The sequence below is a fragment of the Roseibium sp. LAB1 genome (assembly GCF_054658235.1).
This window is the reverse complement of record NZ_BAAGIB010000001.1, coordinates 284,551-310,621: the sequence shown is the minus strand read 5'-3', so window position 1 is coordinate 310,621 and position 26,071 is coordinate 284,551. Positions and strand designations below refer to the sequence as shown.

33 protein-coding genes are annotated in these 26,071 nt (G+C 57.3%); 24 read left to right on the top strand and 9 right to left on the bottom strand.

From position 1 onward, the window contains the following. The first annotated feature begins 147 nt into the window (after positions 1-147). Positions 148-1,563 (top strand): magnesium transporter, encoded by a 1,416-nt coding sequence (mgtE, locus tag ACYQ54_RS01435; protein ID WP_460078674.1) that lies wholly within the window; start codon positions 148-150, stop codon positions 1,561-1,563. A gap of 28 nt (positions 1,564-1,591) precedes the next feature. Here the strand turns inward: mgtE and ACYQ54_RS01430 are convergent, their stop codons facing one another. Next, positions 1,592-2,032, bottom strand: coding sequence for a DUF1330 domain-containing protein (locus ACYQ54_RS01430; RefSeq protein WP_460078672.1), 441 nt, complete (start codon positions 2,030-2,032; stop codon positions 1,592-1,594). Positions 2,033-2,081: 49 nt separating this feature from the next. Here ACYQ54_RS01430 and ACYQ54_RS01425 point away from each other — a divergent pair, with 49 nt between their 5' ends. After that, positions 2,082-2,675 (top strand): TetR/AcrR family transcriptional regulator, encoded by a 594-nt coding sequence (locus ACYQ54_RS01425; RefSeq protein WP_460078670.1) that lies wholly within the window; start codon positions 2,082-2,084, stop codon positions 2,673-2,675. Between the two features lie 325 nt (positions 2,676-3,000). Here ACYQ54_RS01425 and ACYQ54_RS01420 read toward each other — a convergent pair whose 3' ends face one another. After that, positions 3,001-3,798 carry a MarR family winged helix-turn-helix transcriptional regulator gene (locus ACYQ54_RS01420; RefSeq protein WP_460078669.1) on the bottom strand — a complete coding sequence of 266 codons (798 nt, stop codon included), beginning with the start codon at positions 3,796-3,798 and terminating at the stop codon, positions 3,001-3,003. A gap of 148 nt (positions 3,799-3,946) precedes the next feature. Here ACYQ54_RS01420 and ACYQ54_RS01415 point away from each other — a divergent pair, with 148 nt between their 5' ends. From ACYQ54_RS01415 to ACYQ54_RS01340, 16 genes are all read left to right on the top strand, one after another. Beyond that, the gene (locus ACYQ54_RS01415) at positions 3,947-4,372 is read left to right on the top strand and encodes an organic hydroperoxide resistance protein (RefSeq protein ID WP_460078667.1); all 426 of its coding nucleotides are present in this window, start codon (positions 3,947-3,949) and stop codon (positions 4,370-4,372) included. Between the two features lie 76 nt (positions 4,373-4,448). Beyond that, the gene (locus tag ACYQ54_RS01410; RefSeq protein ID WP_460078665.1) at positions 4,449-4,733 is read left to right on the top strand and encodes a YciI family protein; all 285 of its coding nucleotides are present in this window, start codon (positions 4,449-4,451) and stop codon (positions 4,731-4,733) included. Between the two features lie 352 nt (positions 4,734-5,085). After that, positions 5,086-5,541: a VOC family protein gene (locus ACYQ54_RS01405; RefSeq protein WP_460078663.1), complete on the top strand. Its 456-nt coding sequence runs from the start codon at positions 5,086-5,088 to the stop codon at positions 5,539-5,541. Between the two features lie 56 nt (positions 5,542-5,597). After that, on the top strand, positions 5,598-6,308 hold the full coding sequence (locus tag ACYQ54_RS01400; protein ID WP_460078662.1) for a glycoside hydrolase family 25 protein: 711 nt from the start codon (positions 5,598-5,600) through the stop codon (positions 6,306-6,308). 90 nt (positions 6,309-6,398) lie between these two features. Next, the gene (locus ACYQ54_RS01395) at positions 6,399-6,824 is read left to right on the top strand and encodes a MerR family transcriptional regulator (protein WP_460078659.1); all 426 of its coding nucleotides are present in this window, start codon (positions 6,399-6,401) and stop codon (positions 6,822-6,824) included. Next, positions 6,824-7,267 carry a PaaI family thioesterase gene (locus ACYQ54_RS01390; protein WP_460078656.1) on the top strand — a complete coding sequence of 148 codons (444 nt, stop codon included), beginning with the start codon at positions 6,824-6,826 and terminating at the stop codon, positions 7,265-7,267. Before ACYQ54_RS01395 ends, ACYQ54_RS01390 begins: the two co-directional genes overlap by 1 nt. A 3-nt stretch (positions 7,268-7,270) precedes the next feature. Further along, the gene (locus ACYQ54_RS01385; protein ID WP_460078654.1) at positions 7,271-7,717 is read left to right on the top strand and encodes an N-acetyltransferase family protein; all 447 of its coding nucleotides are present in this window, start codon (positions 7,271-7,273) and stop codon (positions 7,715-7,717) included. Positions 7,718-7,738: 21 nt separating this feature from the next. Further along, positions 7,739-8,911 carry an isovaleryl-CoA dehydrogenase gene (locus ACYQ54_RS01380; RefSeq protein ID WP_460078652.1) on the top strand — a complete coding sequence of 391 codons (1,173 nt, stop codon included), beginning with the start codon at positions 7,739-7,741 and terminating at the stop codon, positions 8,909-8,911. A gap of 22 nt (positions 8,912-8,933) precedes the next feature. After that, entirely contained in the window at positions 8,934-9,332 is a 399-nt protein-coding gene (locus ACYQ54_RS01375) for a cupin domain-containing protein (protein ID WP_460078651.1), read from the top strand. A gap of 63 nt (positions 9,333-9,395) precedes the next feature. Then, positions 9,396-10,085, top strand: a complete 690-nt coding sequence (locus tag ACYQ54_RS01370) for an SDR family oxidoreductase (protein WP_460078648.1) — start codon at positions 9,396-9,398, stop codon at positions 10,083-10,085. A gap of 229 nt (positions 10,086-10,314) precedes the next feature. Next, positions 10,315-10,932 (top strand): TetR/AcrR family transcriptional regulator, encoded by a 618-nt coding sequence (locus tag ACYQ54_RS01365; protein ID WP_460078646.1) that lies wholly within the window; start codon positions 10,315-10,317, stop codon positions 10,930-10,932. A gap of 14 nt (positions 10,933-10,946) precedes the next feature. Continuing rightward, positions 10,947-11,909, top strand: coding sequence for a VOC family protein (locus ACYQ54_RS01360; RefSeq protein WP_460078644.1), 963 nt, complete (start codon positions 10,947-10,949; stop codon positions 11,907-11,909). A gap of 323 nt (positions 11,910-12,232) precedes the next feature. Beyond that, positions 12,233-12,679 carry a GNAT family N-acetyltransferase gene (locus ACYQ54_RS01355; RefSeq protein ID WP_460078642.1) on the top strand — a complete coding sequence of 149 codons (447 nt, stop codon included), beginning with the start codon at positions 12,233-12,235 and terminating at the stop codon, positions 12,677-12,679. 13 nt (positions 12,680-12,692) lie between these two features. Then, the gene (locus tag ACYQ54_RS01350; RefSeq protein ID WP_460078640.1) at positions 12,693-13,097 is read left to right on the top strand and encodes an ACT domain-containing protein; all 405 of its coding nucleotides are present in this window, start codon (positions 12,693-12,695) and stop codon (positions 13,095-13,097) included. 147 nt (positions 13,098-13,244) lie between these two features. Next, positions 13,245-14,069: an adenylate/guanylate cyclase domain-containing protein gene (locus tag ACYQ54_RS01345; RefSeq protein ID WP_460078638.1), complete on the top strand. Its 825-nt coding sequence runs from the start codon at positions 13,245-13,247 to the stop codon at positions 14,067-14,069. 183 nt (positions 14,070-14,252) lie between these two features. Beyond that, complete coding sequence (locus tag ACYQ54_RS01340) at positions 14,253-14,867, top strand: ATP-dependent Clp protease proteolytic subunit (RefSeq protein ID WP_460078637.1); 615 nt, start codon at positions 14,253-14,255, stop codon at positions 14,865-14,867. A gap of 66 nt (positions 14,868-14,933) precedes the next feature. Here the strand turns inward: ACYQ54_RS01340 and ACYQ54_RS01335 are convergent, their stop codons facing one another. The 3 genes from ACYQ54_RS01335 to ACYQ54_RS01325 form a co-directional block, all read right to left on the bottom strand. After that, on the bottom strand, positions 14,934-15,338 hold the full coding sequence (locus tag ACYQ54_RS01335) for a globin family protein (RefSeq protein WP_460078634.1): 405 nt from the start codon (positions 15,336-15,338) through the stop codon (positions 14,934-14,936). Between the two features lie 412 nt (positions 15,339-15,750). Then, positions 15,751-16,746: a GGDEF domain-containing protein gene (locus tag ACYQ54_RS01330; protein ID WP_460078633.1), complete on the bottom strand. Its 996-nt coding sequence runs from the start codon at positions 16,744-16,746 to the stop codon at positions 15,751-15,753. A 2-nt stretch (positions 16,747-16,748) separates the two neighbouring features. Beyond that, positions 16,749-17,294: a methanogen output domain 1-containing protein gene (locus ACYQ54_RS01325; protein WP_460078631.1), complete on the bottom strand. Its 546-nt coding sequence runs from the start codon at positions 17,292-17,294 to the stop codon at positions 16,749-16,751. Positions 17,295-17,605: 311 nt separating this feature from the next. Here ACYQ54_RS01325 and ACYQ54_RS01320 point away from each other — a divergent pair, with 311 nt between their 5' ends. After that, positions 17,606-18,403, top strand: a complete 798-nt coding sequence (locus ACYQ54_RS01320; RefSeq protein WP_460078629.1) for a YdcF family protein — start codon at positions 17,606-17,608, stop codon at positions 18,401-18,403. A 112-nt stretch (positions 18,404-18,515) separates the two neighbouring features. Continuing rightward, positions 18,516-19,763 (top strand): adenylate/guanylate cyclase domain-containing protein, encoded by a 1,248-nt coding sequence (locus ACYQ54_RS01315; protein ID WP_460078627.1) that lies wholly within the window; start codon positions 18,516-18,518, stop codon positions 19,761-19,763. Here the strand turns inward: ACYQ54_RS01315 and ACYQ54_RS01310 are convergent. From ACYQ54_RS01310 to ACYQ54_RS01300, 3 genes are all read right to left on the bottom strand, one after another. After that, entirely contained in the window at positions 19,649-20,404 is a 756-nt protein-coding gene (locus tag ACYQ54_RS01310) for a DUF599 domain-containing protein (RefSeq protein ID WP_460078626.1), read from the bottom strand. The genes ACYQ54_RS01315 and ACYQ54_RS01310 overlap by 115 nt on opposite strands. Positions 20,405-20,921: 517 nt before the next feature. Then, complete coding sequence (locus ACYQ54_RS01305) at positions 20,922-21,470, bottom strand: hypothetical protein (protein ID WP_460078623.1); 549 nt, start codon at positions 21,468-21,470, stop codon at positions 20,922-20,924. Between the two features lie 112 nt (positions 21,471-21,582). After that, positions 21,583-22,467, bottom strand: a complete 885-nt coding sequence (locus ACYQ54_RS01300) for an SDR family oxidoreductase (RefSeq protein WP_460078621.1) — start codon at positions 22,465-22,467, stop codon at positions 21,583-21,585. A gap of 121 nt (positions 22,468-22,588) precedes the next feature. Here ACYQ54_RS01300 and ACYQ54_RS01295 point away from each other — a divergent pair, with 121 nt between their 5' ends. Further along, entirely contained in the window at positions 22,589-23,023 is a 435-nt protein-coding gene (locus tag ACYQ54_RS01295; RefSeq protein WP_460078619.1) for a DUF1489 family protein, read from the top strand. Between the two features lie 7 nt (positions 23,024-23,030). Here the strand turns inward: ACYQ54_RS01295 and ACYQ54_RS01290 are convergent, their stop codons facing one another. Continuing rightward, complete coding sequence (locus ACYQ54_RS01290) at positions 23,031-23,639, bottom strand: TetR/AcrR family transcriptional regulator (RefSeq protein ID WP_460078616.1); 609 nt, start codon at positions 23,637-23,639, stop codon at positions 23,031-23,033. Between the two features lie 194 nt (positions 23,640-23,833). On the opposite strand from ACYQ54_RS01290, the gene ACYQ54_RS01285 reads away from it, so the two are divergent. The 3 genes from ACYQ54_RS01285 to ACYQ54_RS01275 all read left to right on the top strand — a co-directional run bounded on the left by ACYQ54_RS01285 (position 23,834) and on the right by ACYQ54_RS01275 (position 26,058). Next, on the top strand, positions 23,834-24,361 hold the full coding sequence (locus ACYQ54_RS01285) for a DUF2306 domain-containing protein (RefSeq protein ID WP_460078613.1): 528 nt from the start codon (positions 23,834-23,836) through the stop codon (positions 24,359-24,361). Between the two features lie 103 nt (positions 24,362-24,464). Next, complete coding sequence (locus tag ACYQ54_RS01280) at positions 24,465-25,205, top strand: vWA domain-containing protein (protein ID WP_460078612.1); 741 nt, start codon at positions 24,465-24,467, stop codon at positions 25,203-25,205. 145 nt (positions 25,206-25,350) lie between these two features. Further along, on the top strand, positions 25,351-26,058 hold the full coding sequence (locus ACYQ54_RS01275; protein ID WP_460078610.1) for a DnaJ domain-containing protein: 708 nt from the start codon (positions 25,351-25,353) through the stop codon (positions 26,056-26,058). Positions 26,059-26,071: the final 13 nt, after the last annotated feature.

The following is a 26,071-nucleotide window of genomic DNA, read 5'->3' as shown; positions in this document are numbered from 1 at the left end:
TCGAACCAAGCTGGAGTTTCCGAGTTAAGTCTGTGGACCGGTTTCGCTTTTCCGGTGGCGCTTTGCTACCGCAAACGATAGATCTGGTGAGGAGTGTCCGGTGCCTTTCGCCGGAAGGGATCAACGCGTGTTGAGGGGAGGCGCCTGATGAGTGAAGCATCCGAGCTCGACGTCACAGCCTCTCAAGTTCCGGATATTCCGGTGCGCGACGAAGACGAGCACCTCAATCGCGATTTCATTGCGGCCGTTGAAGCAGCAATCGAGGCGGGCGATCAGGATAGCCTGAGACACCTTGCTGCCGACCTTCACGAAGCCGATACGGGCGACCTTCTGGAGACGCTGGAGGCCGAGGACCGCGCGTCCTTCATCCGGCTCCTGGGCGAGGATTTCGACTATACCGCCCTGACCGAGATTGACGAGGCGGTGCGTCTGCAGGTTCTGGAAGACCTGCCGAGGGAAGTCATTGCCGAAGGTCTGGGCGACCTCGATTCGGACGATGCGGTCTATATTCTGGAAGACCTCGACGAGGACGATCAGGCCGCCATTCTGGAAGAGCTGCCCTATGCGGACAGGGCCCAGCTGCAAAAGGCGCTGGATTATCCGGAAGAAAGCGCTGGCCGGCGCATGCAGACCGAGTTCATTGCGGTTGCCCCGTTCTGGACCATCGGCCAGACCATCGACTACATGCGCGAAGCCCGGGACCTTCCGGACAGTTTCTACGAAATCTATGTGGTGGATCCGACCTTCAAGCTGCTGGGGTCGGTACACCTGGACAAGATCCTGCGCACCAAGCGGGACGAGAAGGTCACTTCCATCATGGAGGAGACCCGCCAGGCGGTGCTTGCAACGGAAGACCAGGAGGAGGTTGCCCGCCGGTTCGAACGCTACAACCTCGTGTCTTCTGCTGTTGTCGACGAGAACGACCGTCTGGTGGGTGTTCTGACGGTTGATGACATCGTCGACGTTATCCAGGAAGAGGCGGAAGAAGACCTGCGTGCCCTGGCCGGTGTCGGTGACGAAGAGATCTCCGACAACGTCATGACCATCGCGCGTTCACGCCTGACCTGGCTGGTGGTCAATCTGGGGACGGCCGTGCTCGCATCCGTGGTGATTGCGCTGTTCGAGGATACGATTGAGGCCATGGTGGCCCTTGCGGTGCTGATGCCGATTGTCGCTTCCATGGGCGGCAATGCCGGCACCCAGACCATGACCGTTGCGGTGCGCGGTATCGCGACCCAGGAACTGGGCGCCCGCAACCTTCTGCGCGTTCTCAACCGCGAAATTCTGGTCAGTGCGCTCAATGGTGTCGCGCTGGCCTTCCTGATCGGCGTGACTGCCTGGTTGTGGTTCGCCAGTCCCGGGCTCGGGGTGGTGATTGGCGGGGCGATCGTCATCAACATGCTGTTTGCCGGTCTTTCCGGTCTGTTGATCCCGATCGTACTTGATCGGGTGAACGTCGATCCTGCGATCGCCTCCAGCGTCTTCGTCACGACGGTCACCGATGTGGTCGGTTTCTTCGCCTTCCTTGGCATTGCCGCACTCTGGTTCGGCCTGCCGTTCTAACCCTATTTCTGATCAACTGTATTTCGGTTCAGTCGCCGCAAACCAGAACCTTCTGGTGCAGACAGGCGGCGGTGCGGTGGTGAAACGCCTCACGATAGGTGCCGTCCGAGTAGAGTGCGACGAGAGCCTTCAGGTCGGGATACGAACCGATTGCGACAAGGTCCCAATCCTCGTCTTCACCCAGGAACATGCTCTGGAACGGCCCGACATACAGGAACCGTCCACCAGCCCGCTCCATGGCAGGCATGCTTGCGGCCGCATAGCTGGCAAATGCCTCCTGGCCTGTCTGGTCGGTCGTTCCGCCAGCGTATTTTGCGACTTCCCTCAGTTTGAAGAAATTGATCAGGGTCACCGGTTTTTCATCGTCGCGTCCCAGGATTTGTGTCCATTGGCTTTCCGTCGGGCTGCTGCCGTCGGTGCCGGGGCCGTACCAGGCTACGAATTGGTCTGACTGTTGCTTGACGTCCATGAGGGTTCTCCATAACTTTACACGTGTCAAATCGCAGGAAAGTTTACACGTGTCAAGTCAAGCAAGAGTGCAGCGCACTCACGCAGAAATTCTCGATAGTGCCTGGATGCTTATTTCGCAGCGGGGAGCAGACGTGTCTCTGGCGGAAATTGCCAAGGCCGCGAAAATCAGCCGGCAGTCCGTCTACGATCATTTCGGTTCCCGTGGTGGCCTGATCCTTGCGCTTGTCCGGCGGGCGGATGAACGGCTCGACATACGGGCGAAATTGTTTGCCGCCTTCGACAAGCCGGAGCCGCATGAACGGTTGAACACTACCGTTGCCGTCTGGATCGGTTTCGTGAAGGAAATCTACCCGGTTGCCTCGGACCTGATCCGCCTGCGAACCACCGATGCGGACGCTTCAGCGGCGTGGGAAGACCGGATGTCTGAATTGAGGCAGTGGCTGCTTGTCCTGACCGGCTCGCTGGAACAAGACGGTGCGCTGCAATCCGACTGGACGGCGAAGACCGCTTCCGAATTTCTCTGGGCGTCGTTCAGTGTGCAGGCCTGGGGTCTGTTGACACAGGACTGCGGCTGGGACGTGGGCGAGGCGGAAGCCGTTCTAACACGGACACTCCGGCAGGCATTGCTGACGGAAAAATGATGCCGTCGAGATCGTGAAGGTGGGTCAACAAAAGCAAACGCACCTGACAGTGAGAAGGTAAACACCGGTCCACGGGTGTGGAGGGCATACCTGTACTAAGGCTGCTTCCTGTCGAGTGTTTTGTTGTCGAATTCGACAAACACGACGCCATGGAGGGGAATGCCAGCCGACAAAGACTTGAGTTACGCTACAAAAGATCACAAAGCCCCGTGATTGCCAAAGCAAAAGGCCCCGAGATTAGCGCTGGTAAAGCGACCTCCCGGAGCCCTTCTTATGGAAACCCATTTTAGGGCAACATACCTTATCCAGCGCTCGTCGCCAGGCGCTACTCCAGGCCAGCTTCCCGCAAATTGTCGCGCAGGCGCATGACTTTCGCTTGAAGGTCGATGACTTCTTCCAGTTTCAGTCCTGTCGAAGACATGATGCAGGTGCTGAAATGTTCCGTTTTATTCTGCAAGGCGCGGCCCTTGCGGGTCAGTTTCAGGATAACCTGGCGTTCGTCCTTGATGTTGCGCGTGCGCGTTACCAGGCCCATGGCCTCAAGCCGCTTCAAGAGCGGTGTCAGGGTGTTGGTGTCAAGCTGCAGCTTGGACGTGATTGCACCGACTGGAACGTTGTTGGTTTCCCAGAGCACCGTCATGGCCAGGAACTGCGGGTAGGTGAGGCCGACTTCCTTGAGCAAGGCCTTATAGACGCCGTGCATCGCGTGATTGGCGGAATAAAGAGCAAAACACAGGTGCCTGTCGAGCGGCAGGGTGCCATCCGAAGTGTGCTGGCTGTCGTCGTCCAGATCTTTGGCAACTGGAGCAGGTGCGGGCCGTTCGGTGCCGTGGTCTTTCGCGACCTCCGTTTCCGCAGCAACGTCCGGTGTCTCCCCAGTTTCAGTTACCTGTTGCGGGAGGGGCGTTTCTGCGACGGCAGCATCAATTTCTGCTTCGCCCGCATCATTGCCTTCAACGCCGGAAATCGTTTCTGCCTCAGGCTTGGCTGCGGCTTTCCTGCGTTGTTTCTTCTCAGACTTTCCGGCTTTTGCCGGTTTGTCTTTTTTCTGTTTTTCAGTCGCTTCCGGCGCGGAAAATCCAATCGCGTCCAGCAGGGACATCTGGTTAGTTGTCTCGCTCATTCGCTCCTTATAAATCGCGCGCGATATGGTCGCAACTGTTGACGATTTAACAATGTGAGTATATGTGGGTAATTTATATCGTACACGATAAAATCTGAAGCGATATAAAATACTAACGTGACTGAAAACGAAGAGAAGGAGCCAGCAGATGGCTGTCGATGTGAAATATGAAACCAGGGCAAAGGCAACCGGTGGCCGCGACGGTGCAGCGGAAACGCTGAGCGGATCCTTCAAGGTCAAGCTGGCGACGCCGAAAGAACTCGGCGGTGCGGGCGGCGAAGGCAACAACCCGGAAGAACTGTTTGCCGCCGGTTATGCTGCCTGCTTTATCGGTGCCATGAAATTTGTCGGTGGCCAGGAGAAGATCGCGGTGCCGGCCGATACCTCCATCACGTCAACCGTCGGTATCGGGCCGCGCTCGGAAGGCGGTTTCGGTCTTGCTGTTGCGCTTGAAATTTCCCTGCCGGGTCTGGACAAGGCCGTCGCGGAAGATCTTGTGGCCAAGGCCCACCAGGTGTGCCCCTATTCCAACGCCACCCGGAACAATATCGACGTCAAGCTGACGGTCGTCTGATGCAGATTGCCCGGTTCAGCCGTTCGCGGCAGAACCGGGCCTCTTTTTCAAGCTTTCGATATTGAAAGGAGCCTTTGTGAACCTTTTTGTGATTGATCTTCACTACACTGCCGAACTGGCAGAGATCGACGCCCTGGTCGAAGACCACAGGTCCTTCTTGAGGGAACAATATGCGGCCGGTCTGTTCCTTGCGTCCGGTCCGAAAGAACCGCGAACCGGTGGTGTGATCCTGGCTCGCGCCGCAGACAGTTCTGAAATCGAGCAGACGATCAACAAAGATCCCTTCAAGTCGGCGGGAGTTGCGGAATATACCGTAACCGAATTCAAGCCGGTTATGCACGCACAGAACTTTCCCGGCTGACGCTTTCGGCCGTGACCGGCAGATCTTTCGAAAGGCTGCGCGTTCTTTGACTGAATGGTGCAAAGCTATATCAGTTGCCAATGATGCTTAGCTGCTGTTTCCGTTTGACGACGACGTGAAACAATCGAGCTGCGAAATTCACTGCTCGTTCCCGCCGAAGGGTTTGAGATCTTTGCATTTTCCAGAAGTGAAAATCACAGACCTTCCCCACAAACTCGGGAAAACCCTCCTCGTCGACGTCGATCACCTCGGAGCGGAATGCTGACGCTTCGCGAACGATCCGAACGGCGATGGCGGTTCGAAAGAAAACCTTTCCGGGTATCCTGAAATTCCCGGCGAATGAGTGTTAAGAATGACCCACTTGTCTCATGCGGAGAAAAAGAACATGCGGCCGAAGCTTGATGGCATCCTGGAAACCGCCGTTTATGTCGACGACATGGAGACGGCTCATTCCTTTTATTCGGAAACCCTGGGATTGAAACGCATGGTCGCCGGAGAAAGGCTGTTTGCCTATGATGCCGGCCCCGCCCAGGCTCTCCTGGTGTTTCATCGCGGGCATACCGGGGAAGACGTAGAGACGCCGGGTGGTGTCGTTCCGGGGCACGATACTACGGGGCACAGCCATTTTGCGTTTCGCATTGGTTCCGACCAACTGGATCCTTGGCGGGAATACCTTGGCGAAATGGGAGTGGAAGTTGTCAGCGAGGTCTCATGGCCGGCAGGCGGTACAAGCCTCTATTTCAACGATCCGGACGGCAATGTTCTGGAGCTGGCTGCAGCGCCGCTCTGGCCAAATTACCTATCGTGATTCTTAACAGTTTTGCGGCAGGGTGACGGCGTTTTAAAGTCATAACAGGTGGCGCAATGAATTTCTTGCAAGCGGTCCTGCGGACATTGTTCTACGTTGCCGTCGGCGGGGTGATTTCGATTGTCGGAGCGGCGTTTTTCTTCATGAACTGGGAGCCTGACCGGAACCAATACACGATCCGCGGCATCGATATTTCGCACCACCAGGGTGACATCGACTGGGCGCAGGTGGCGGCGGACGACATCGCCTTCGTCTACATGAAAGCAAGTGAAGGCGGCGACTTCAAGGACCGTGCCTTTGCCCGCAATTGGGCCGGGGCGGGAGGCGCCGGTCTGGCTCGTGGTGCCTATCATTTCTTCAGCCTGTGCAAGTCCGGTCGGGAGCAGGCGGAAAACTTCCTGTCCGTGCTGCCTCAGGACAGTGACATGCTGGCCCCGGTGGTGGATCTGGAATTCACCGGAAACTGCGCGCGCCGGCCACCGGCCGAAGAAGTCCTGCAGGAGATCAGCGACTTTGTGGCGCTGGTTGAGCAGGGGCGGGGCAAGCAGGTGATCTTTTACGTGCCTGAAGATTTCTATCTGGATTATCTCAAAGGCAAGGGCTTGAACCGTCGCCTCTGGCCTCAGTCAATCTGGCATTCGCCCGGCTATGTGTCAGACTGGACGCTCTGGCAGTATCATGACAGGGGGACGGTAAAGGGCATTTCGGGGGATGTTGATCTGAATGTCCTGCATCCGGAGAAGACCCTTGAAAATCTGAGAACATGACTGATCAAGTATCTGAAATATATGATTTAAAATAGACGTGTTGACTTTAACGTAAAAAGACGGAACTGTGCGCTCCTACAAGGAGCGGGCATGCAGCGTTATTACACCATTACCCAGCTGACGCAGGAGTTCGACATAACCACCAGAACGCTGCGGTTCTACGAAGCGCAGGGGCTGGTGTCACCGACCCGCCGGGGCCGTCAACGCCTTTATACACCGGGTGACCGCACGCGCATCAAACTGATCCTGCGGGGCAAGCGTCTCGGGTTTTCCCTGAACGAGATCAAGGAAATGATCGAGATGTACGGCAGTGCACCGGGTGAGGCAGGCCAGTTGCGCCTGCTTCTCGACAGGATTGCCGCCCGCCGCGCTGAGCTCCTCGAAAAACAACGCGATATCGAATTGACCCTGGTCGAACTCGATGATGTGGAGGCCGGTGCGAAAGCGCGCATGGCCGTACTCGGAACGGGGACAGGTAACGCGTCCGGAAACGACGCGACTTCGGAGGAAAACTGATGAACCTTGCGCCCCGTGACGACAATTGGGAGCCTCGCGTCAAAGCCAGTTTTGCCGCTCAGAAATTCATGACACACCTGGGGGCGCAGATGGTGCATGTCTCGCCCGGTGCGGTCGATCTGGAATTGACGATGCGGCCGGAACTGACACAGCAACACGGCTTTTTTCATGCCGGTGCAACGTCTTCCATTGCAGATAGCGCAGCAGGTTATGCCGCTCTGACGTTGTTCGCCGCCGGCTTTGGCGTGCTGACCAGCGAATACAAGATCAACTTGCTGAACCCGGCGAAACAGCCGGTGCTTCTTGCGCGTGGACGTGTGGTCAAACCAGGGCGCACGCTGACCATCGCCAAGGCGGATGTCTACGGGCTGGACGACGGCGAGCAGGTACATGTCGCAACGGGCCTGTTCACGCTGATGAGCGTTGATGGTGTGAAGGACTGATAAATGACCGAAATCACCACCAGACCGCTTCGCCCGTCAGACAAGCAGGCATGGCTCGCGCTGTGGACTGCCTATCTCGCATTTTACGAGCAGGAGCTGGAGCCGGGAGTGACGGAGAGCCTGTTTGATCGCGTGCTCTCCGATAAAGGACACAGTTGTTTTGTGGCAGTTCAGGATGAAGAGCTGGTCGGGCTGGTTCATTACCTGTTTCACGAAAGCACCTGGGCTACCTTGTCGACCTGCTACCTGGAAGATCTGTATGTAAGCGAAAAGCTGCGCGGCGGCGGAGCCGGCCGCAAGTTGATCGAGGCGGTCTACCGGGCCGCAACTGAAGAACCGTCTGCCAGCGGCAAAGTGTACTGGCACACTCACGATCACAATACCCGCGCCCGGCAGTTGTATGACCGGATCGGCGTATTGAGCGACTTTGTCCGATACGACAGGCCTTAAGAACTCTGGGAGGTAATCAAGATGATCCGTAACGATTTTCCGGGTTTCAATTTCGACCTCGGTGAGACCGCAGACATGCTGCGCGACACCGTCCGTTCCTACAGTCAGGACCGGATTGCACCACTGGCTGAAAAAATCGACCGTGACGACTGGTTCCCGCGGGAGCTCTGGGCGGAAATGGGAGAGCTCGGCCTTCACGGGATCACCGTGGAAGAAGAATGGGGCGGCTCGGGTCTCGGCTACCTGGAACATTGCATCGCCATGGAGGAGGTCAGCCGGGCGTCGGCCTCTATCGGCCTCAGCTATGGCGCGCATTCCAACCTGTGCGTCAACCAGCTTCGCCGCTGGGGAAGTGACGACCAGAAGAAACGCTATCTGAACAAACTTGTGACCGGCGAACATCTTGGCGCCTTGGCCATGTCGGAGCCCGGCGCCGGGTCGGACGTCGTTTCCATGAAGCTGAAAGCGGAAAAGAAGGGTGACCGTTACGTTCTCAACGGGTCCAAGATGTGGATCACCAACGGACCGTCCGCCGATACGATGATCATCTACGCCAAGACGGACCCCGAGGCCGGACCGAAGGGCATCACGGCGTTTCTGGTCGAAAAGAGCTTTCCCGGATTTTCCGTCGCGCAGAAACTCGACAAGCTTGGCATGCGTGGATCCGAAACCGGCGAGCTGGTGTTCCAGGATTGCGAAGTCCCGGAGGAAAACGTCCTTGGTCAGGTGGGTAAGGGCGTCAATGTGCTGATGTCGGGACTCGACTACGAGCGTGCCGTTCTGGCGGCAGGTGCTGTCGGCATCATGCAGGCGGCCATGGATGTGGTCATCCCCTATGTCCACGAACGCGAACAGTTCGGTCAGCCGATCGGCACCTTCCAGCTTGTTCAGGGCAAGGTCGCGGACATGTATGTGACCATGAACGCCACAAAGTCCTATGTCTATGCAGTGGCAAAAGCTTGCGACCGCGGAGAAACCACCCGTGAAGACGCGGCTGGTGCGATCCTTTATGCGGCCGAAAACGCGACCAAGCTGGCGCTTGATGCGATCCAGCTGCTTGGCGGCAACGGCTATATCAACGAGTATCCGACCGGTCGCCTGCTGCGCGATGCCAAGCTTTACGAAATCGGCGCGGGCACCTCGGAAATCCGCCGGATGCTGATTGGCCGGGAGATCTTCAACAAGACGGCCTGACAACCTGAACCTGGGAAACTGCATGAAACAGACACGGCTTCCCGACAAACCTGATGCGCAATCACCAGCAGGGGCTGACATTCGGTTCATCATGGATGGCCCAACGGGAAACATGATCCATTCGACTGTTCCTGTCGGCCAGACGAACCATGCAACTCGGCACAAGACCGTGCACGAATTCTGGCATGTGCTTGAAGGACGGGGACAGATCTGGAGATCAGACGCTGCCAGGGAAGCCGTTGTCGATCTGGTGGCCGGGGTTTCCATTGATATCCCGGCCGGAACTGCTTTCCAGTACCGGAATGTCGGCGATAGCGAACTCAAGTTCGTCTGTATCTCCATGCCGCCCTGGCCGGGAGACGATGAAGCTGAATTCGTGGAGGGACCCTGGAAGGCGACGGTCAGAGGAAACCAGGGCTGAACGTTCATCGAACCGATCCGGCTTCTCGTGCGTATCGCTGTCACTACGAAAGAGAGGTGGTGAATGGCGACAATTGCAGTGATCTTCGGTGCCAGCGGTGGAATTGGCTCGGCCTTGCGAGACCGGTATGAAGCCCGTGGCGGCTATGACAAGGTGATTGCGCTTCATCGCAATTCGGAGCCACCTCTCGATTTGCTCGATGAACGCAAGATCCAGACATGTGCTGAAGAGATTCGGGAGACCGGCGATGAGGTTCGGTTGCTGTTCGATGCCACTGGTGCCCTCACGCTCGGCACGACGCGTCCCGAAAAAAATCTGCGCGAGCTCGATCCGGAGACCCTTGCCCGCTCATTTGCTATCAATGCAATCGGTCCCGCTCTGCTGATGAAACATTTCCTGCCTTTGCTCCCCAGAAAGGGGAGGAGTGTGTTTGCGACTCTTTCGGCGCGCGTCGGTTCAATCGGCGACAATGGGCTCGGCGGATGGTACGGTTACAGGGCGTCGAAGGCGGCTCTGAACCAGTTGGTTCGCACTGCGTCGGTTGAGTTGGCGCGCCGAAATCCGGAAGCAATCTGCGTCGCGCTTCATCCCGGTACTGTCAAAACCCGTTTGACCGAGGATTTTGCGAAGACGGGTCTCGACGTTCAGGAACCCGCAATCGCTGCCAAGCATCTCGTTGAAGTATTGAGCGAACTTACATCTGCTCAGACCGGCGGATTTTTCGATCAATTCGGCAGGCAGGTTCCCTGGTAGGTCTGGCCGCTGCCTCGGCTGACCGGTATTCTCGGTTTCGAACCAATTGTCTTTCGTGAAAACAAGATGTTAGCCAGGCATCTTTCGCACAGCCGGTGCTTTCGGTTTTTTAATAATCCTAGCTTTGTATGCCTGGCACTTGGTCGTGGGCCTCCCTGGAAGACTTGACTCAATGGCTTCACGAACGAAGCTCGTTGACAACATACCAACTGGTCGGTATGAATGATGCATGACAGAGAAAGCTCACAAGACAAAACGGCCGGATGCACGTGTCAAACTGCTGGATTCGGCGCTGCGTGTGATCCGTATGAAGGGATACACGGCCACCACCGTAGATGACCTGTGCCGCGAAGCGGGGGTGACCAAAGGGGCCTTCTTCCATCACTTTCGATCGAAAGATGATCTGGCGGTTGCTGCAGCCGACTACTGGTCTGAAACGACAGGGGCTCTTTTCGAGCAGGCGGCGTATCACGATCTTGAAGACCCACTGGACCGGGTGCTCGGCTATCTCGATTTTCGCAAGGCCCTGGTGCAGGGCGAGGTGCCGGAGTTCACCTGTCTGGTCGGAACCATGGTGCAGGAGGTCTACGACACAAGCCCCTCCATCCGTGATGCCTGCAACCGCAGTATCACCGGGCATGCGGCAACGCTGGTGTCCGATATTGCCAAAGCTGCCGAAGCTCAGGGTGTCGACGTGCCTGGCGGTGCGGAAAGCCTGGCGCTTCACACACAGGTCGTCCTTCAGGGGGCTTTCGTACTGGCAAAGGCGGGCAATGCTCCGTCAATAGCGACAGACAGCATCGATCATCTGAAACGTTACGTCGAACAGTTGTTCGGCCGGTCTTGAAACGGGAGAGCGCTATGAGTGAAGTAGAAATTCGCAAGGAAGGGCTGACACTGGAACTCAGCCGGGTGATAGCCGCGCCGCGTGAAGCGGTCTGGCAATGCTGGACCAATCCCGATTTGCTGAAGCAGTGGTTTTGCCCGAAGCCCTGGTTCGTTCCGAAGGCCGATATGGATGTTCGTCCAGGAGGACGCTTCAATACCGTGATGGCCGGCCCGGAAGGGGAACTGTTCGAGAACGTGGGAATGTTTCTGGAAGTGGTCGAAGGCAAGAAGTTGACTTTCACTGATGCCTATTCGGAAGGATATGTACCGCGGGAAACCTCATTCATGACCGGCTATGTCGAACTAGCCGATGTTCCGGGTGTTGGTACGCGCCTGACATGGGGCGCACGCCACGCCACGGAAGCAGACAGAAACAAACATCTGGAGATGGGCTTCGAGGAAGGTTGGAAAGCAGCTTCCTCCCAGCTGGATGCGCTTGCCAGGTCGATCGCCGATGAAGGCCTGCAAGCGGCACCCGCATTTGCCGCCAAGGTACGCACCTGTCTGTTCTTCAGTGAAAAGGGTGAAGAGGCTGCCAGCTTCTACACGTCCCTGGTGCCAAACAGCGAGATGGAATCGGTTTTCCGACCGGATCCCAACGGGCCGGTACTTGTGGCAGAATTCACTCTGGCTGGATCTCCCTTCATGATCCTGAACGGAAACCCTGATATGCAGCCAAGTTATCTGACCTCGATTTCGATTCTCACGGAGGATCAGGCAGAGACAGATCGGCTTTGGCAGGCGCTCCTTGAAGACGGCGGAGAGGAAGGCCAGTGCGGTTGGCTGAAGGACCGCTTCGGTGTCCATTGGCAGATCGTGCCGAAGGCATTGCCCAGGCTGATGCATGCCGGCAATCCGGAACGTGCAGGCCGTGTGAGTGCCGCGCTGATGAAGATGAAGAAGATAGACATTGCGGGCCTTGAAGCCGCAGCCTGATCGGAAGTGCGCGAAGAAGCGTTCAATTTGCTTTGGCCCGATGATCCGTTAGAGAAACGGGATTACGAAACGCCGCCAACTGAGCGGCGTTTTGCTTTTGCGGTGCGGCTGCTGATACCGGGATTGCCGTCCTGGATTTTTCCGTGCAACTTTGCAATCAGCAGGAGAGGGCAGCCGATATGACGCATAACGATCCCGTCGAATTTGTGCCGGCAACGCCAGAGCGCTGGGCCGATTTGGTTGACCTTTTCGGGCCTGAACGCGGAGCATCCGGTGGCTGTTGGTGCATGTGGCCGTTCATGAGGGGCAGGGACTGGAAAGCAATGACCCGCGATGAACGTCGGGATGAACTTCAACAGAAGGTCGACGTTGGTCCTGCGCCGGGGCTGCTGGCATATCTCGGCGATCTTGCAGTCGGCTGGATCGCACTCGGACCACGCAAGCAATATCTACGGTTTCAACTCGGCAAGTGCACCCGGCCTCTGGATGAGGACCGCGAGCAAGACCTGGAGGCAACACATGCCGTTACATGTTTCTATATCCGGAACGGGCACCGGCAATCCGGTCTGATGGCCAAGTTGCTGGATGCCGGGATTGCTCACGTCGGAGCACAAGGAGCGAAACAACTGGACGCGTGTCCGATGGAATCGGATAAGCCTCTTCAATGGGGCGAAGGCTTTGTTGGCATTGCCGACGTCTTCCGCCGAGCCGGCTTTGTCGAAATCGCCCGCAGAAGCCCCAGGCGGCCGCTGATGCGCAAACTCCTGTGAACGGAATATCCGAATGACCGGTGAAACCGACCTTGCCACCCTGATTTCCCAGATGCGGCCGATGCTGGATCCGGAGCCATATGTGTTCTGCACATTCGTATCGAAGTCGATGGCCGATCTGGCGGAGTACGAACCGATAGGCCTGTTTGCGGAAACGGAGGGGCTGACAGCCATCCTGCCGGTGGAGCGGGCGCGGGAGCTGGGACTGGCCGAGGCGGAGTGGTTCCGGCGAATAACCCTGACGGTGCATTCCTCTCTGGAAGCCGTCGGACTGACAGCTTCGATCTCGGCCGCGCTGACGGCCGAAGGTATTTCTGCGAATGTCGTTGCAGCCTATTTTCACGACCACGTTTTTGTTCCCGAAGAGCGCGCCGAAGATGCCCTGGCTGCTCTGCGCAATCTCGCCGGAGAGGTTTGAAATCGCATTTGCGGATTAACCGGACTTTCTTCACAACGGCAAATTCGGCGGATTTTCCCTTGCAATTTACGGTGCGCCTTCCCATTCCTAAGCGGGAGCAAGCGGGGTAAGAGCATGCAACGGGTCAAGCGACGTCTGGCGGCAATTATGTGCGCAGACGTTGCGCAATATTCCAAGCTCATGGAGCGGGATGAAGACGGAACGCTGGACCGGCTCAAAGCCTATCGGCTGGTGATGTCGGCAATGACGGAGCGCCACAACGGCCGCATCGTCAATACCTGGGGAGATGCAGTCATCATCGAGTTCGCCTCGGTGATGGAGGCCGTGCAATGTGCCGTCGACATCCAGAATGAGCTTTCCCTCCGCAATGCCGATCTTCCTGACCTGAACAGGATGGAGTTTCGCGTCGGCATCAATCTCGGCGACATCATGGTCGAGGGGGAGGACATCTACGGTGACGGCGTGAATGTCGCCGCCCGCCTGCAGGAAATTGCGCCGCGGGGAGGCATCATGCTGTCCCAGTCGGTCTACGACCAGGTGAAGACCAAAATGGCGCTGGGCTTCGAGCCGCTCGGACCTCAGCATGTCAAGAATGTCACCGAGCCGGTCGAAACCTACTCCGTGCGTATTGGCGGCCGAAACGCGCCGGAAGACACCGGTGCGAGGCAGGAAGCCAACGGAGCGCGGGAGCCGCGCCGCGACGGTATTCCTCGGCCTGAATGGGAGCGCGACACCCAGGCAGTTGCCACCGGCTTTGAACAGGCACGCCGCTGGTTGAGAGCTCAGCCAAAGCGTGTGCGCAGCTGCGTGTTCATGATCGGCCTCTTTTTCGTGCTCAACCTTCTGACCTCAGGTTTGTCCACATTGTGGTTTGTCTGGCCATCGCTGCCGTTTGCCGCCATGCTGGTGTGGTATCTGGTGGTTGGTCGTCAGGAAAAACGCCTTGGCAAGACGACGGGACCAGGAGATTGAGTGAGGCCAGCTTGACCTGTTGCCGATCTGATAACTCTTTTCACGCTAATCAGGGTCTGATGATTTGCGAGTGCAACTGACTTCGCTTACACATGGACCAATGCAGGGTGGCGGACCCGTCCGTCTGCCCATTGAAAATGCCGGCTCGGCCGGCCCAACAGCAAAGGGAGCTTAATCCTGCGCATGAAAAACTATTCGACCACGGTGCCTGCACGCCTCGACGATGAAGACGAGGACAAGCCCAAGAGCCAGCCGTCGATCCAGGTCGACAAGCATCTGTTCGAAGCGCGTACTGTTCTGATCACCGGTCCGGTGTCGCAGGACATGGCCCGCGACGTTTGCGCCCGGCTTCTGGCGCTGGCGCAGGTTTCCAACGATCCGATCACCGTCATCGTTTCGTCTCCTGGCGGTCATGTCGAATCCGGTGACATGATCCACGACACCATCAAGTTCATCGCACCAGAGGTCCGTATCCTCGGCATGGGCTGGGTCGCCAGCGCCGGGGCGTTGATTTACGTGTCGGTTCCCAAGGACAAGCGCTTCTGCACACCGAACACGCGTTTCCTGCTTCATCAACCGTCCGGTGGTGCCGGCGGCATGGCAACGGATATCGAAATCCAGGCCAAGGAAATCATCAAGATGCGCGATCGTCTGAACAAGATTTTCGCCGACGCGACCGGGCAGCCGATCGAACGGATCGAAAAAGACACGGACCGTGATTACTGGATGAGCCCGGAAGAGGGGATCGACTACGGTCTGGTCGGCAAGATCGTCACAAGCGTGGACGAACTCGGTTGATCCGAAACGACTGACAGCAAATACAGAAACGCCGGCAATTCGCCGGCGTTTTTCTATGCGATCTGCTCAGAGGCAGATCTGCTCGGGTTCAACGGAGTAGACCTTCACCGGTTGAACCGGTTTTGGGTGGAGCACAAGCGGACGAAGCCTGTCCATGAGCTCTCGCAGGTCCGCTTCGTCACCTGGGGCCCGAGCACCGTTGAAGAGCACGGCGACAAGGTGATCGACAAAGCGTTCATAGATGTTGTCGCAGGTGCAGATAGGCGCCAGCAGCTCACAAACAGGTTTCCCGTCGTAAAATGGCGCTCCTCCGGCAAGGAAAATCAGGAACTCGGTCAGATCGTCCGAGTGTTCGAATTCCGGCAGGAAGCTGGTTACGTCAAAACAGGGATCCTGTTCGAGCCGTGCCTTGAGACGGGGCATTGCCCACATGATCGCCTTGCGACCGCCTAGTTTCATATAGAGTGTCATCTGGCTAATCCTCGATAAAGTCTTCGATACGATGTCGCTAAGGTGACTCATTAGGCGTGCCAGCCCTGTGACTCCGATCACGGATAGTTCCTTTGTCAAAAATCACCAGTGCCTGACGAGGGCGAAATTGGGCTGAAATTTCGGCTTCGAAACTGCGCACCAGGACGGGACAAGCCGGAAGATGCCGGTCAAATGTGACAGGCGCTTTACAGCTCCTGGAACAAAAGGCTGCTCCTTTGTTGCAAAACGCTGCCGTCGCCTTCTTGCGGCGGAGACTGGCTCAAATGGAAGATGGCAGGGGGTTCGGCGCTAAGGCGTAAAGCTGTCCGAAGAGGGCTATTGCCAGAAGGTGCTGGGACATCACCAGTCCGAATCGGTGTCAACCTTGTCTCGACAGGGAGGCGTGTCCGCTTCAGCTAGCCTGCGAATCGATCTGATCCTCGTTCAGACCTTCGCTGCCGTTTCCGCTTTTGAGGGGAAACGCCGCAGGCAAGACCTCGCTGGCGATCAACCGGGCTCTGCCGGATTCCTTGGCGGCGTACAGGTTTCTGTCGGCACGTTCAAAGAGGGTAATAGGGGTGTCGTCTGTGCGTTTTTCGGCAAGACCTGCGCTTGCGGTGTAGGCATATCTTCTGCCGTGCGCGATCATTGGTGTTGCATTCAGCAGATCAAGCATGCGGCTGACGACTGTCGTGGCCTGGTGCAAGTTCGTTTCAGGCAGGATCAACGCAAATTCCTCACCACCGACACGGCAAACGACGTCGGTCTGGCGAAGATGTTCAAGACATCTCTGTGCGAAGTGGACAAGGATTTCATCGCCCAATTGGTGGCCGTGGGCATCGTTGATCGACTTGAAATGGTCCAGGTCGATCAGTGAAACGCAGAAATCATGGCCGTATCGGACCGAGCGGTTGTATTCCCTTTCCAGTTCCTGATCGAAGCCGCGCCGATTGGCGATGCCTGTTAGCGGATCAGTGAATGCAAGGCTTTCAAGTTCGCTGCGTTCCTGACCGAAATGCAGGATCTTGTTGTGAAGAGAAGAAATGTCGTTATTGAGCGAAGCAAATTTGCTGGACAGGTTCATGTTTTCGTCGAAACGGATCAGCACGGCACCGTCGATACCAGTGTCCGGCACCGACAGCCTGTGCCCAAAAGCCACACTTTCATAGCCGGAGAGAAGTTTCAGCCGGACCGGAACCGGCATTGTGGAAGACCGGCACATCAACAGGTAGTCCACCACCTGTTCCGTGTCCTTGACCTTGTCTGAAAGCAAATCCCCGACACATATGTCCGCTAGGGCCTTGGCCGCCGAATTTGCCAGAACCACGCAGCCGTCTTCATCCAGCAAAAGCATGGGTTGAGGAATGGTTTGAACGAGGGCCGAAATGATTGCAGCGGACCTGGGCACGGCTATCGAACCTTGTAGAATTCTTTGCCGTCGCCGTCGTTTTCGGCCGTCGGAACCAGATGGACGACCACGCGGCAGTCACTGTCGCCACGGGCCAGAGCCCTGTCGATCTGGATCCTGGCATAGCCGTTGCTGTCTGCTGCGATCCTGCCGAAGACATTTGTCGTCATCATGCAAAGGGACGGGCGGCCCTTGATGCTGTCTCCGAACGGACAGCGGGCGTTCTTCAGAACCAGCACCTTGTCATCTTCATATTCGACGCTGAATTGTCCACCGATCCGCCGTTTCAGGTCCACCAGAACTTCACCCAGAACAGGCTTCGGGAGTTGATCGAGATGCAGCGCGGTCTTGTAATCCGAATTGATTTTTTCGCCGATGCGGTTGGCGACAAGCGCAATGAAGCCTTCCGCCTCGTTCAGGCCAACAATCTCCTGAAGCGCTCCGGTCAGCTCGCGAATGATCTGATTGAAGAAATCGGTGGTCTCAAGAGGTATCCGGGCCTTCGAGATTTCCGGCCGGGGCTGGTCCACTTCGATCGGCAGGCTCATCAACGATCCTCCTAGGGTTGTATGATTACGTTGCGGTAATTTTCTTTCGAATCCATTAAATCGTTGAAATAAAGGGAGAAAAAAGATGCAACCTGGAGACTTGTAACAATGGTATTTGACGCTTCCAAGGTCCGGGTATTGTCGCAAATGTCATGAGGGAAGACGACTGGAATCGTGCTGTGTGATCGAGAGAAAAATGCTTCTCCTCCGGCGTGGCTGTGTCCAGGACGTGATTTGCCACAAGTCTCAAAAATGCCGATATCGCAATGTCCTTGTCAGTCATCGGGCCCGCAACGATTCGGATATTTCAAATGTATGTTTTTCTTTCGAAAATTGGCGGGTTTCTGATCCTTCCGTCCAATTTTCTCGTTGTTCTGATTGCTGTGGGACTTCTGCTCGGCCTGACCTCCAGGTGGCGCCGAAGCGGTCGCTTTCTGACTGTTGCCGGGTTCGCGGGTCTGATTGTCTGCGCCTTTTCACCGGCGGCAAACTGGCTGATTGTGCCGCTGGAAGGCCGTTTCTCGCGTCCAGAAACTCTGGCCGGCTACGACGGGATCATCATTCTGGGGGGAGCCGTGGACACGGTGGTAACCGGTGGCCGGGGAGATACCGCACTGACCATGTCCGCGGAACGCGTCACAATCACCGCGCGCCTTGCCAAAGCGTTGCCGGACGCGAAGATCATTCATACCGGCGGCCAGGGTATGATCGTTTCGTCACAGGCAACAGAGGCGGAGGGGGCAGCACGACTGTTTCGTGACTTCGGCATTTCACCTGACCGCGTCATTCTTGAAGATGCCTCGCAGAACACCTGGCAGAACGCCATTTTCGCAAAGGAACTCGTAAAGCCACAGCCTGGTCAACGCTGGCTGCTCGTCACGTCGGCCTATCACATGCCGCGTTCGATGGGGGTATTCGAAAAGGCTGGCTGGACAGGCGTAACAGCCTATCCGGTCGATTACCGCACCCGTGGACCACAGGACAGGATGCTCGGCTTCGACGGTGCCTCCAAAGGTTTGCGGCGCTTCGATATCGCCTTCCGGGAATGGGTCGGTCTCGCCGTCTACCGCATGCTTGGAAGGAGCACGGAATTCTTCCCTGGTCCATAAGCGGGCAAAACACTTTCGGCTATCGCCGACTTTTGAAATTGAACCTCTTTTACTGATTGGAGCCTATTCCCATATACTTGGCTCAATCAGGGATTTGAAAGGACGTGGGCTGATGGTCCTCGAAGCGCCGATCGTTGCGGCAGACGTCGTACAATGGCTATACAGCGATGCGCCCCAGCTGAAGGGGACGCTGGACATCGTTACTGAAATGGCTAAACGCCTGCGTGCCGGAAAGGTTCCGGTAGACCGTGTTACCACCGGTATCTGGGTGGTACACCCGAACGTGCGCGCCGAAAGCTCCATCTGGACGAACGGCGAGACGCCGGAATTGCGTCTCCATACTGCAGAAAACAAATCGCAGGACGAATATCAGAAAAGTCCGATCAAGCGCGTGCATGAAACACAGCAGGCCGTTCGTGTCGAAATCAGCAAGAAACCAGCCATTGCCGACGAGTTCCCGATTACCGCCGAGCTCAGCCGTGAGGGCTATACCGACTACATCGCTCTGCCCATGCAGTTTTCCGACGGATCGGTAAAGGTTGCCAGTTTCGCCACCAAGGCGCCGGGTGGGTTTTCCGGGTCACATATCAGTGTCTTCGAATCGCTGATCCGACCGCTCGCCCTCGTATGCGAACTCAAGACGTTGCGCCGGACCGCGGAAACGGTGCTGGACACCTATGTCGGACCGCGGGCAGGGCTGAAGGTTCTGGACGGTACCACCCGGCGCGGAGAAGGTGAGTGGATCAAGGCGATCGTGAGTTTTGCCGACATCCGCGGCTTTACCCGCCTGTCCAACACGCTTCCCGCCGACAAGATCATTGTGTTCCTGAACAAGTATTTCGGAGCGATGACGGCGGCAGTCGAGGCCCATGGTGGCGAGGTGCTGAAGTTTATCGGCGACGAAGTGATGGCAATCTTTCCCTACGAGACCGAGGAAGAAGCCCGGGACGCCGCCATGCGCGCCCTGATGGCCGCGCGTGAAACGCTGACCCGGATCGAGGAAATCAATACCTCCCGGACCTGTGCCGTCACTCCGGATCTGAGCGTGGGTATTGCGCTGCACGCCGGCGATGTCTTCTACGGCAACGTCGGCAGTGAAACCCGCCTGGACTTCACCGTAGTCGGTCCGGTGGTCAATCTGGCAGCCCGTATTGCAGAGCTTGCCAAGGACCTTCAGCGTCAGCTTCTGGTGTCGGACGCCCTGGCGGATATCATGGGATGCCGGTCGGGACTGTTTGGCCGCTATCAGGTGAAAGGGTTTGACGAACCCGTCTCGGTGTATTCGCCGGATTTGTCCGCCGATCCGAAGTTCGGATATTGCCCCAAAAGCACAGCCGCCCTGGCTTTGGAAACAAACTGACGGCGGATCAGAACCAGTAGAACGGCGAGGGTGGTTGCCGCAAACACATAAGGACCGGCGAACCACCCCAGGAAGCCGATCGAGAAGAAAAGAGCTCGCTGGCCGCGATTGAAATGGCGGCCGGCAAGCACGTTCAGTTCGCCAGCCTGCGTGGCCATCTTCGCGATCACCTCGTCGGGAGCCTGACCTTTCTGGGGAACCGCACCCATGACGATGCTCGCATAGTTGAAGAGCCGGTAGGCCCATCCGAACTTGAAGAAGCCATAGGCAAAGATCAGCATCAGGGCGAGCACCTTGATCTCCCACAATGCACGGCTGTCGGCCACCGGGATTGAAAGGTCTCCGGCAACCTGAACAATGCGTTCGGTGGCATCCAGAAGCGCAAAGCCGCCGCCGATGGCCAGAAGTGATGTCGACGCGAAGAAGGCCGTGCCTTGTTGCAGGCCGGACATGATCGACGTGTCCATGATACGCACTTCGCGCAGGCTCATGGCATGCATCCAGCCGCGCCGATATGTTTCCATTGCGCTGGACAAGGTCTTTTTACGCAGCGGACTTATATCGACCAAAACGTTGAAACCGAGCCATGCAAACAGAAACCAGGCTGCGGCTGCCAGGTCCAGATTCGAGAGCGCGTGCATCGTGACCCCTTTTGATTCTCATGCGACCGAATCCGGCCATGATCTGTCTTAGCAGACTTTTTCCAGGTCCCTAACAGACAGACTGGAAGGGACTAAGTTGCTGAATTATCAGCGGCGAAACGAGGTCTGCAAAAATGCGGGATCAGCTGCTCTTTTTTTGCGCTTGCGAAATGGTAATGGATCGTTTACCTCCTCGCCTCAATGGCGCCATATTTAAAGGTCGGTGGGACCCGGCGCCGCACAACAATATGTAGGGTTTTTATGGACGAAAACGTGCAGAAATCTTGTTGGAGCGTCACTCTCTGGACTGTCGCTGCAGTGGGCCTCGCATTGACGATGGTTCTTCTGTTCAACGATGTTGAAAGTGCACAACAAGCCGTCGCCGCCGCCAAATAAGCCAGCGGGACGCAACGAGTACAAAGGCGCAGCGTAAGGCTGCGCCTTTTGTCGTTTCAGGGGCATTTTTCTTGTTCTGATGGCTTGCCGGGGAGCTCACTCTTTCGGCTCCCGTTTCGGTTCAGCGGTCTTCAGACATGCTGGACGAGAATGAAATTTCAGGTCTGTCGGATGGGCCGAAGGATTGCCTGAATTCCATTTGCCGCACCACCGTCTTGTTGTTGGGGTGGCTGATGAGAAAAGCGGTATAGGCCCTTTCTCCCAGAGGCAGCAGTACAAACCGTACATTGCCGGATCCCGGCCAGATCAGATCCGCGCCCCAGGCGGGAACGTCCTGTGGCCTGTCTTTCCCGAACAGTGCCTGGATGTCGATGTCGTGGAGCAAGTCCGTACCATCGGCGTCCCACGTCAGTGCGGCCAGACCCTGCTCCAAGGGGAACAGGTCGAGTATGGCGCCATTTATTTCGACCTTCAGACGGTTCGCGGAATCCCGTGCGATCAGGGCGGTGCCTTCGCTCAAGTCGGTTTCCAGTGCGGTGCGCTCACCGTTGCTCTGGATGAAGCCTTCCGTGTTGACCACCTTGAAAATGCCAACTGATACACCGTTTTCCGCGTGGAGCGGTAAAACGGAAGCGAGAAAGACTAGCAGCGATATGAGTGTACGTGACACGCCCGGACCCTGTATTGAGCTTTGAGCTGATCATACGCCTTCAAAACTTTAGAAAGTCTTTGTCCAATACCGGACTCGCCGCGTTAAGTCGCTCAAAACTCAAGGTTATCGTCTATTTTGACAGGGATACCACCAAGTCCTCTATTGTCGAATGTTCCGGTTGCCAGCCGGTTGCCCTTTGGGCGTGGCTGATATCAACCGTCTGCGACAGGGCGAAACCGGCTGGCCAGTCGGTAAGCGGTACGCTGGTCTGCGGCGCGGCAACGGTTTCGATTTCCAGGGGCAGACCGTGGCGGGCGGAAATGTGTGAGGCCAGGTGGCCGACGGAAATGCCGGGTATGCAGCTTGCGATCAGAGACATCCGGAAGCGCGCATGCTTGAGGGCAAGCGTGTAGAGAGCGGCAAGGTCGTTGATTTCCACCAGAGGCCATCTGGTTTGCGCTGTCGCGCGGGTTTCGAATGGCCGGCCTTCCTTGAGCGCGGATGTCATCTCGGCAATCGGTCCGGTCGTCTGGCTGCAGGCAAGAGCCGGATGAATGACAGTCAGATTGAGATCGGTTCCATGTGACAGGGTCCTGATCGTCTCTGTCATGAAGCGAAATGCGGGCAGGGGAGCGAACTGGGTTTTCTCTGTCAGAACGTTGTTCCCGGTTGTCGCGGGAAAGAGCCAGATGCCGCCGGTATAGATGATCTTGAGTGGCTGTTTGCGGTGCTTTGCCGCCTGTTTCAGGGCAAGCATGCTTTGGCGGTCAACCCGCCCCATATCTTCTGTAAAGGTTGCGCCGACGTGAATGACGGCATCGCATGAGGCAGCCCTGGACACCCAGCTTTCAGGTGCACGCAGGTCACCCGGGTAGGCACTTGCGCCAGACGCCCGAAGCCCGGCTGAAGACGCGTCTGAGCGGGCCAGACCGATTACCCTGGCACCGTCCTGAACCAGCCGCTTTACCACGGCAGAACCGATCTCGCCGGTCCCGCCGGTTACAAATACTTCCATGGGCAAAGAGAACCCCGTTCTGGCCAGCGGCGCAAGCTGTAGCTGGGCAGGAAGGTGGACAATCCACCGCCGTTTCTCGCCACAATCTTGACCTTGGCGGGAAGCCTGATAGGTCAGAAGCATGACCTTGAATCTGGTAAAACTGTGCGTCGGCGCGGACAGCGTCGAGTCCCTTCAGGCCTGGATCGATTTTCGCATGGACAATGCCCGCAAAACCGGGCTTCCGGCGGAAACGATCCACACGACGCGCATGGTACCTACCCGCAAGGACGAACTTCTGGATGGCGGATCGCTTTATTGGGTGATCAAGGGCAAGATCCAGGTGCGCCAGCACCTTATCGATATCCGGCCGTTCACGGACCAGGCGGGCGTCAAACGCTGCGATCTGGTCATGGAGCCGCGACTGATCCTGACGCAGTTCCAGCCGAAACGGCCGTTTCAGGGCTGGCGGTACCTGAAGGCACAGGACGCGCCGGCGGACCTGAAGGCCGGTGGGGCTGCACATGCCATGCCTGAAGACATGCGCCGCGACCTCACAGAACTCTGCCTGCTCTGATCTGCAGTTATCTGCCGGGATCCGGCAATGCCTTGTGTAGATGGGCAAGTATGGCGCCGAGGTCCGGCCAGCCGCGTCCCAGGCCTGGACTTTCCTTTTTGCGCGTCATGGCAAGCTGCGCATAGCCGTGTACCAGCGACCAGACAAGGATCTCGATTTCTTCCGGATCGGTACCCTTTGGGACTAGAGGGGCGCAGGTTTCGCGCAGGATCGCGTAGGCTCTTGAGGCGTGACCGACAAATTCCTCGTCATCCTCGTTGAACTTCTGCCCCGAAAAAATGAACAGGAACAGCTCCGGGTGCCCGGTGGCAAAATCGAGGTAACCATGACAGATCGCGGTAAGACGTTCTGTCGCGGCAGGGGCGGATGCCTCAAGCCGCTGTTCCATCGCCCGGCAAAACAGCGCAAAGCCGCGTGCTGCAATCGCAGTCGACAAGCCGGCGAGGTTCTTGAAGTGATAGCCCGGCGCTGCGTGTGACACGCCTGCCTTCGCTGCGCATTCGCGCAAGGAGAGCCCGTCCGGGCCACGTTCACGAAGCAGCGCAACACCCGCATCGACCAGATCTGTCCGCAGGCTGCCGTCTCGCTTGCGTCGAGAGGGGGGAGAAACTGTCATGTGTCCTTCTTCTGCCATTTGCTTGACAGTGTCAAGTTTCCGGCTATCTTGACACTGTCAAGTTAGCGTGGAGAGGCAGAATGACGAAGGTTTCAAAGGTGGCAGCAAAAGCTGCCTTCTGGATTGCATCCGGGGGTGCCTTCCTGATTGCATTGGCTTCATTGAGGTTTTTGGTGTTGGGCGTATCCTTATCGATGGATTTCGTTGCACATAATCTCGATGGCAATGCGCTGGCGCTTTACGCCCATATCGGTCTTGCGCCGATTGCACTTGCTTTGATGCCGTTTCAGTTCATGACGCGGCTGCGGACGCGAAAGCCGAGGCTGCACCGATGGATGGGGCGGGGCTATGTTGCAACGATCCTGGTCTCGGGTCTTGCAGGCTTGCAGCTTGCCTTTCACACCACCGCAGGATTCTTTGCGGCGACAGGCTTTGCGCTTCTGGCGGTCTGCTGGCTGGCCGCAACAGGAATTGCTCTCGCCTATGCCTTGCGCCGCCAGTTCCCGCGTCACCGCGACTGGATGCTGCGTTCCGCTGCTCTCACCTTTGCGGCTGTCACATTGCGGATCTATCTGGGAAGCAGCATGGCGGCAGGGCTCGATTTTGAAATTGCCTATCCAATCATTGCCTGGCTGTGCTGGGTGCCGAACGTCCTTGTGATGGAAGCATATCTTCAGCTGGTTCGGCCGAAGCAGACACGCCTTATTTCGGCCGCCGCCTGAGGAAAACAACGGCCGCAGCAAGTCGCACCCGGCGGCTTGAGACTTGCCAAAACGGTCGCCCCGACCCAAGTTGACTGTCACCAAGTGGAAGAAGGAGGCGGCCGTGAACGTCAAGACCGGCAAAGGCACGGTAGACCCGATGGTCCGGCAGGAAGCCGGTGTGCCTTCAGCCGAATCCGAAGTGGCAAATTTTCTTCAGAAAGCCAGGGAAATCACACCGCAACCAGGAAGCGGAGGACGTCTGGTCTTCGCCCTGGATGCCACCATGAGCCGTCAACCGACCTGGGATCAGGCCTGCCAGATCCAGGCGGAGATGTTTCAGGAAGCCGGCAAGATATCGGACCTCAGTATCAAGCTTGTCTATTTTCGAGGTTTTGGCGAATGCCGCGCATCACGCTGGTTCGCCAACGGAACCGAGCTTGCGCAGGCCATGAGCGGCATTTCGTGCCAGGGCGGTCGGACGCAGATCCGCAAAGTTCTTTCGGCTGCGTTGTCTGCTGCCAACACTGAAAAGATCGCCGCGCTGGTCTATGTGGGCGACTGCATGGAGGAGGACGTCGATACCTTGTGTGACAAGGCTGGCCAACTGGGTATGCTCGGTGTGCCGATGTTCCTGTTTCAGGAAGGTCATGACGGGGTCGCAGAACGGGCATTTCGTGAAATGGCCAGGCTCACCAACGGAGCCTTTTGCCGCTTTGATTCCGGATCTGCACAGCAACTTGCCGATCTTTTGAAGGCGGTTGCGGTTTTTGCCAGCGGCGGCCGGACAGCGCTCCAGCAGCTGGAAAAACAGGGTGGCAGGGGTGCAAGGCTTTTGCTGCAGCAATTGCCGGCGGCTCGCTAGGACACGCGGCTCGTTCGTCGGTGTTTCCTTGCTGTAGCCGCTGCCACCGGTTTACATAATCGGCAACTTTCATCACCTGTCAGAAGTAGGGCCGGGTCATCCACTGGAAAAGGTCTGGACCGGCGAACGGGGAACCTACCGCCACATGATTTATCTGATTATCGGCTTGATACTGCTGACCGCCCTGTTGACGCTCGGCAACAAGTTCGTGAACGCCAATCCAGCAAATCTGGCCAGAGGACTGCGCCTCTTCGGAGGAGCGTTTCTGATGGTGCTGGCGCTGGTCTTTGCGCTGACGGGCCGGTTTGTGTTTGCCATCCCGTTGTTCGGGCTTGGCTTGTCGGTGCTGGGGATGTCCGGGCTGAACTGGCTCTCGTCAGGCTACAAACCTCAGAAAACCTCCGGACAACGTTCCCGCGTGCGGACCGCAATGGTAGAGATGGAACTCGATCACGATACCGGTCACATGACCGGGACCGTGCTTGCAGGCACCTTTCAGGGGCGCGAGCTGGATCAGTTGACCGAACCGGACCTGGAAGCCTTTTGGCAGGAGACGGCCCAGGACGGTCAGAGCCAGAAACTAATCGAAGCTTATCTCGACCGCAGGCTTGCCGGATGGCGTGAACACTTCCAGGCGAATGGAGCAGAGCGGCAGGGAAGCGCGGCGAGCTCTGGCCCCATGACAGATGAGGAGGCCTACCAGATCCTGGGGCTTACGCCCGATGCCGGGGACGCGGAAATTCGAGCCGCGCACCGCAGGCTTATGATGCGAGTTCATCCCGACCAGGGAGGCTCCGGTTTCCTCGCGGCGAAAATCAACGAGGCTAAAGACACGCTTCTCAGAAGACATTGACGGCATCCGTTAC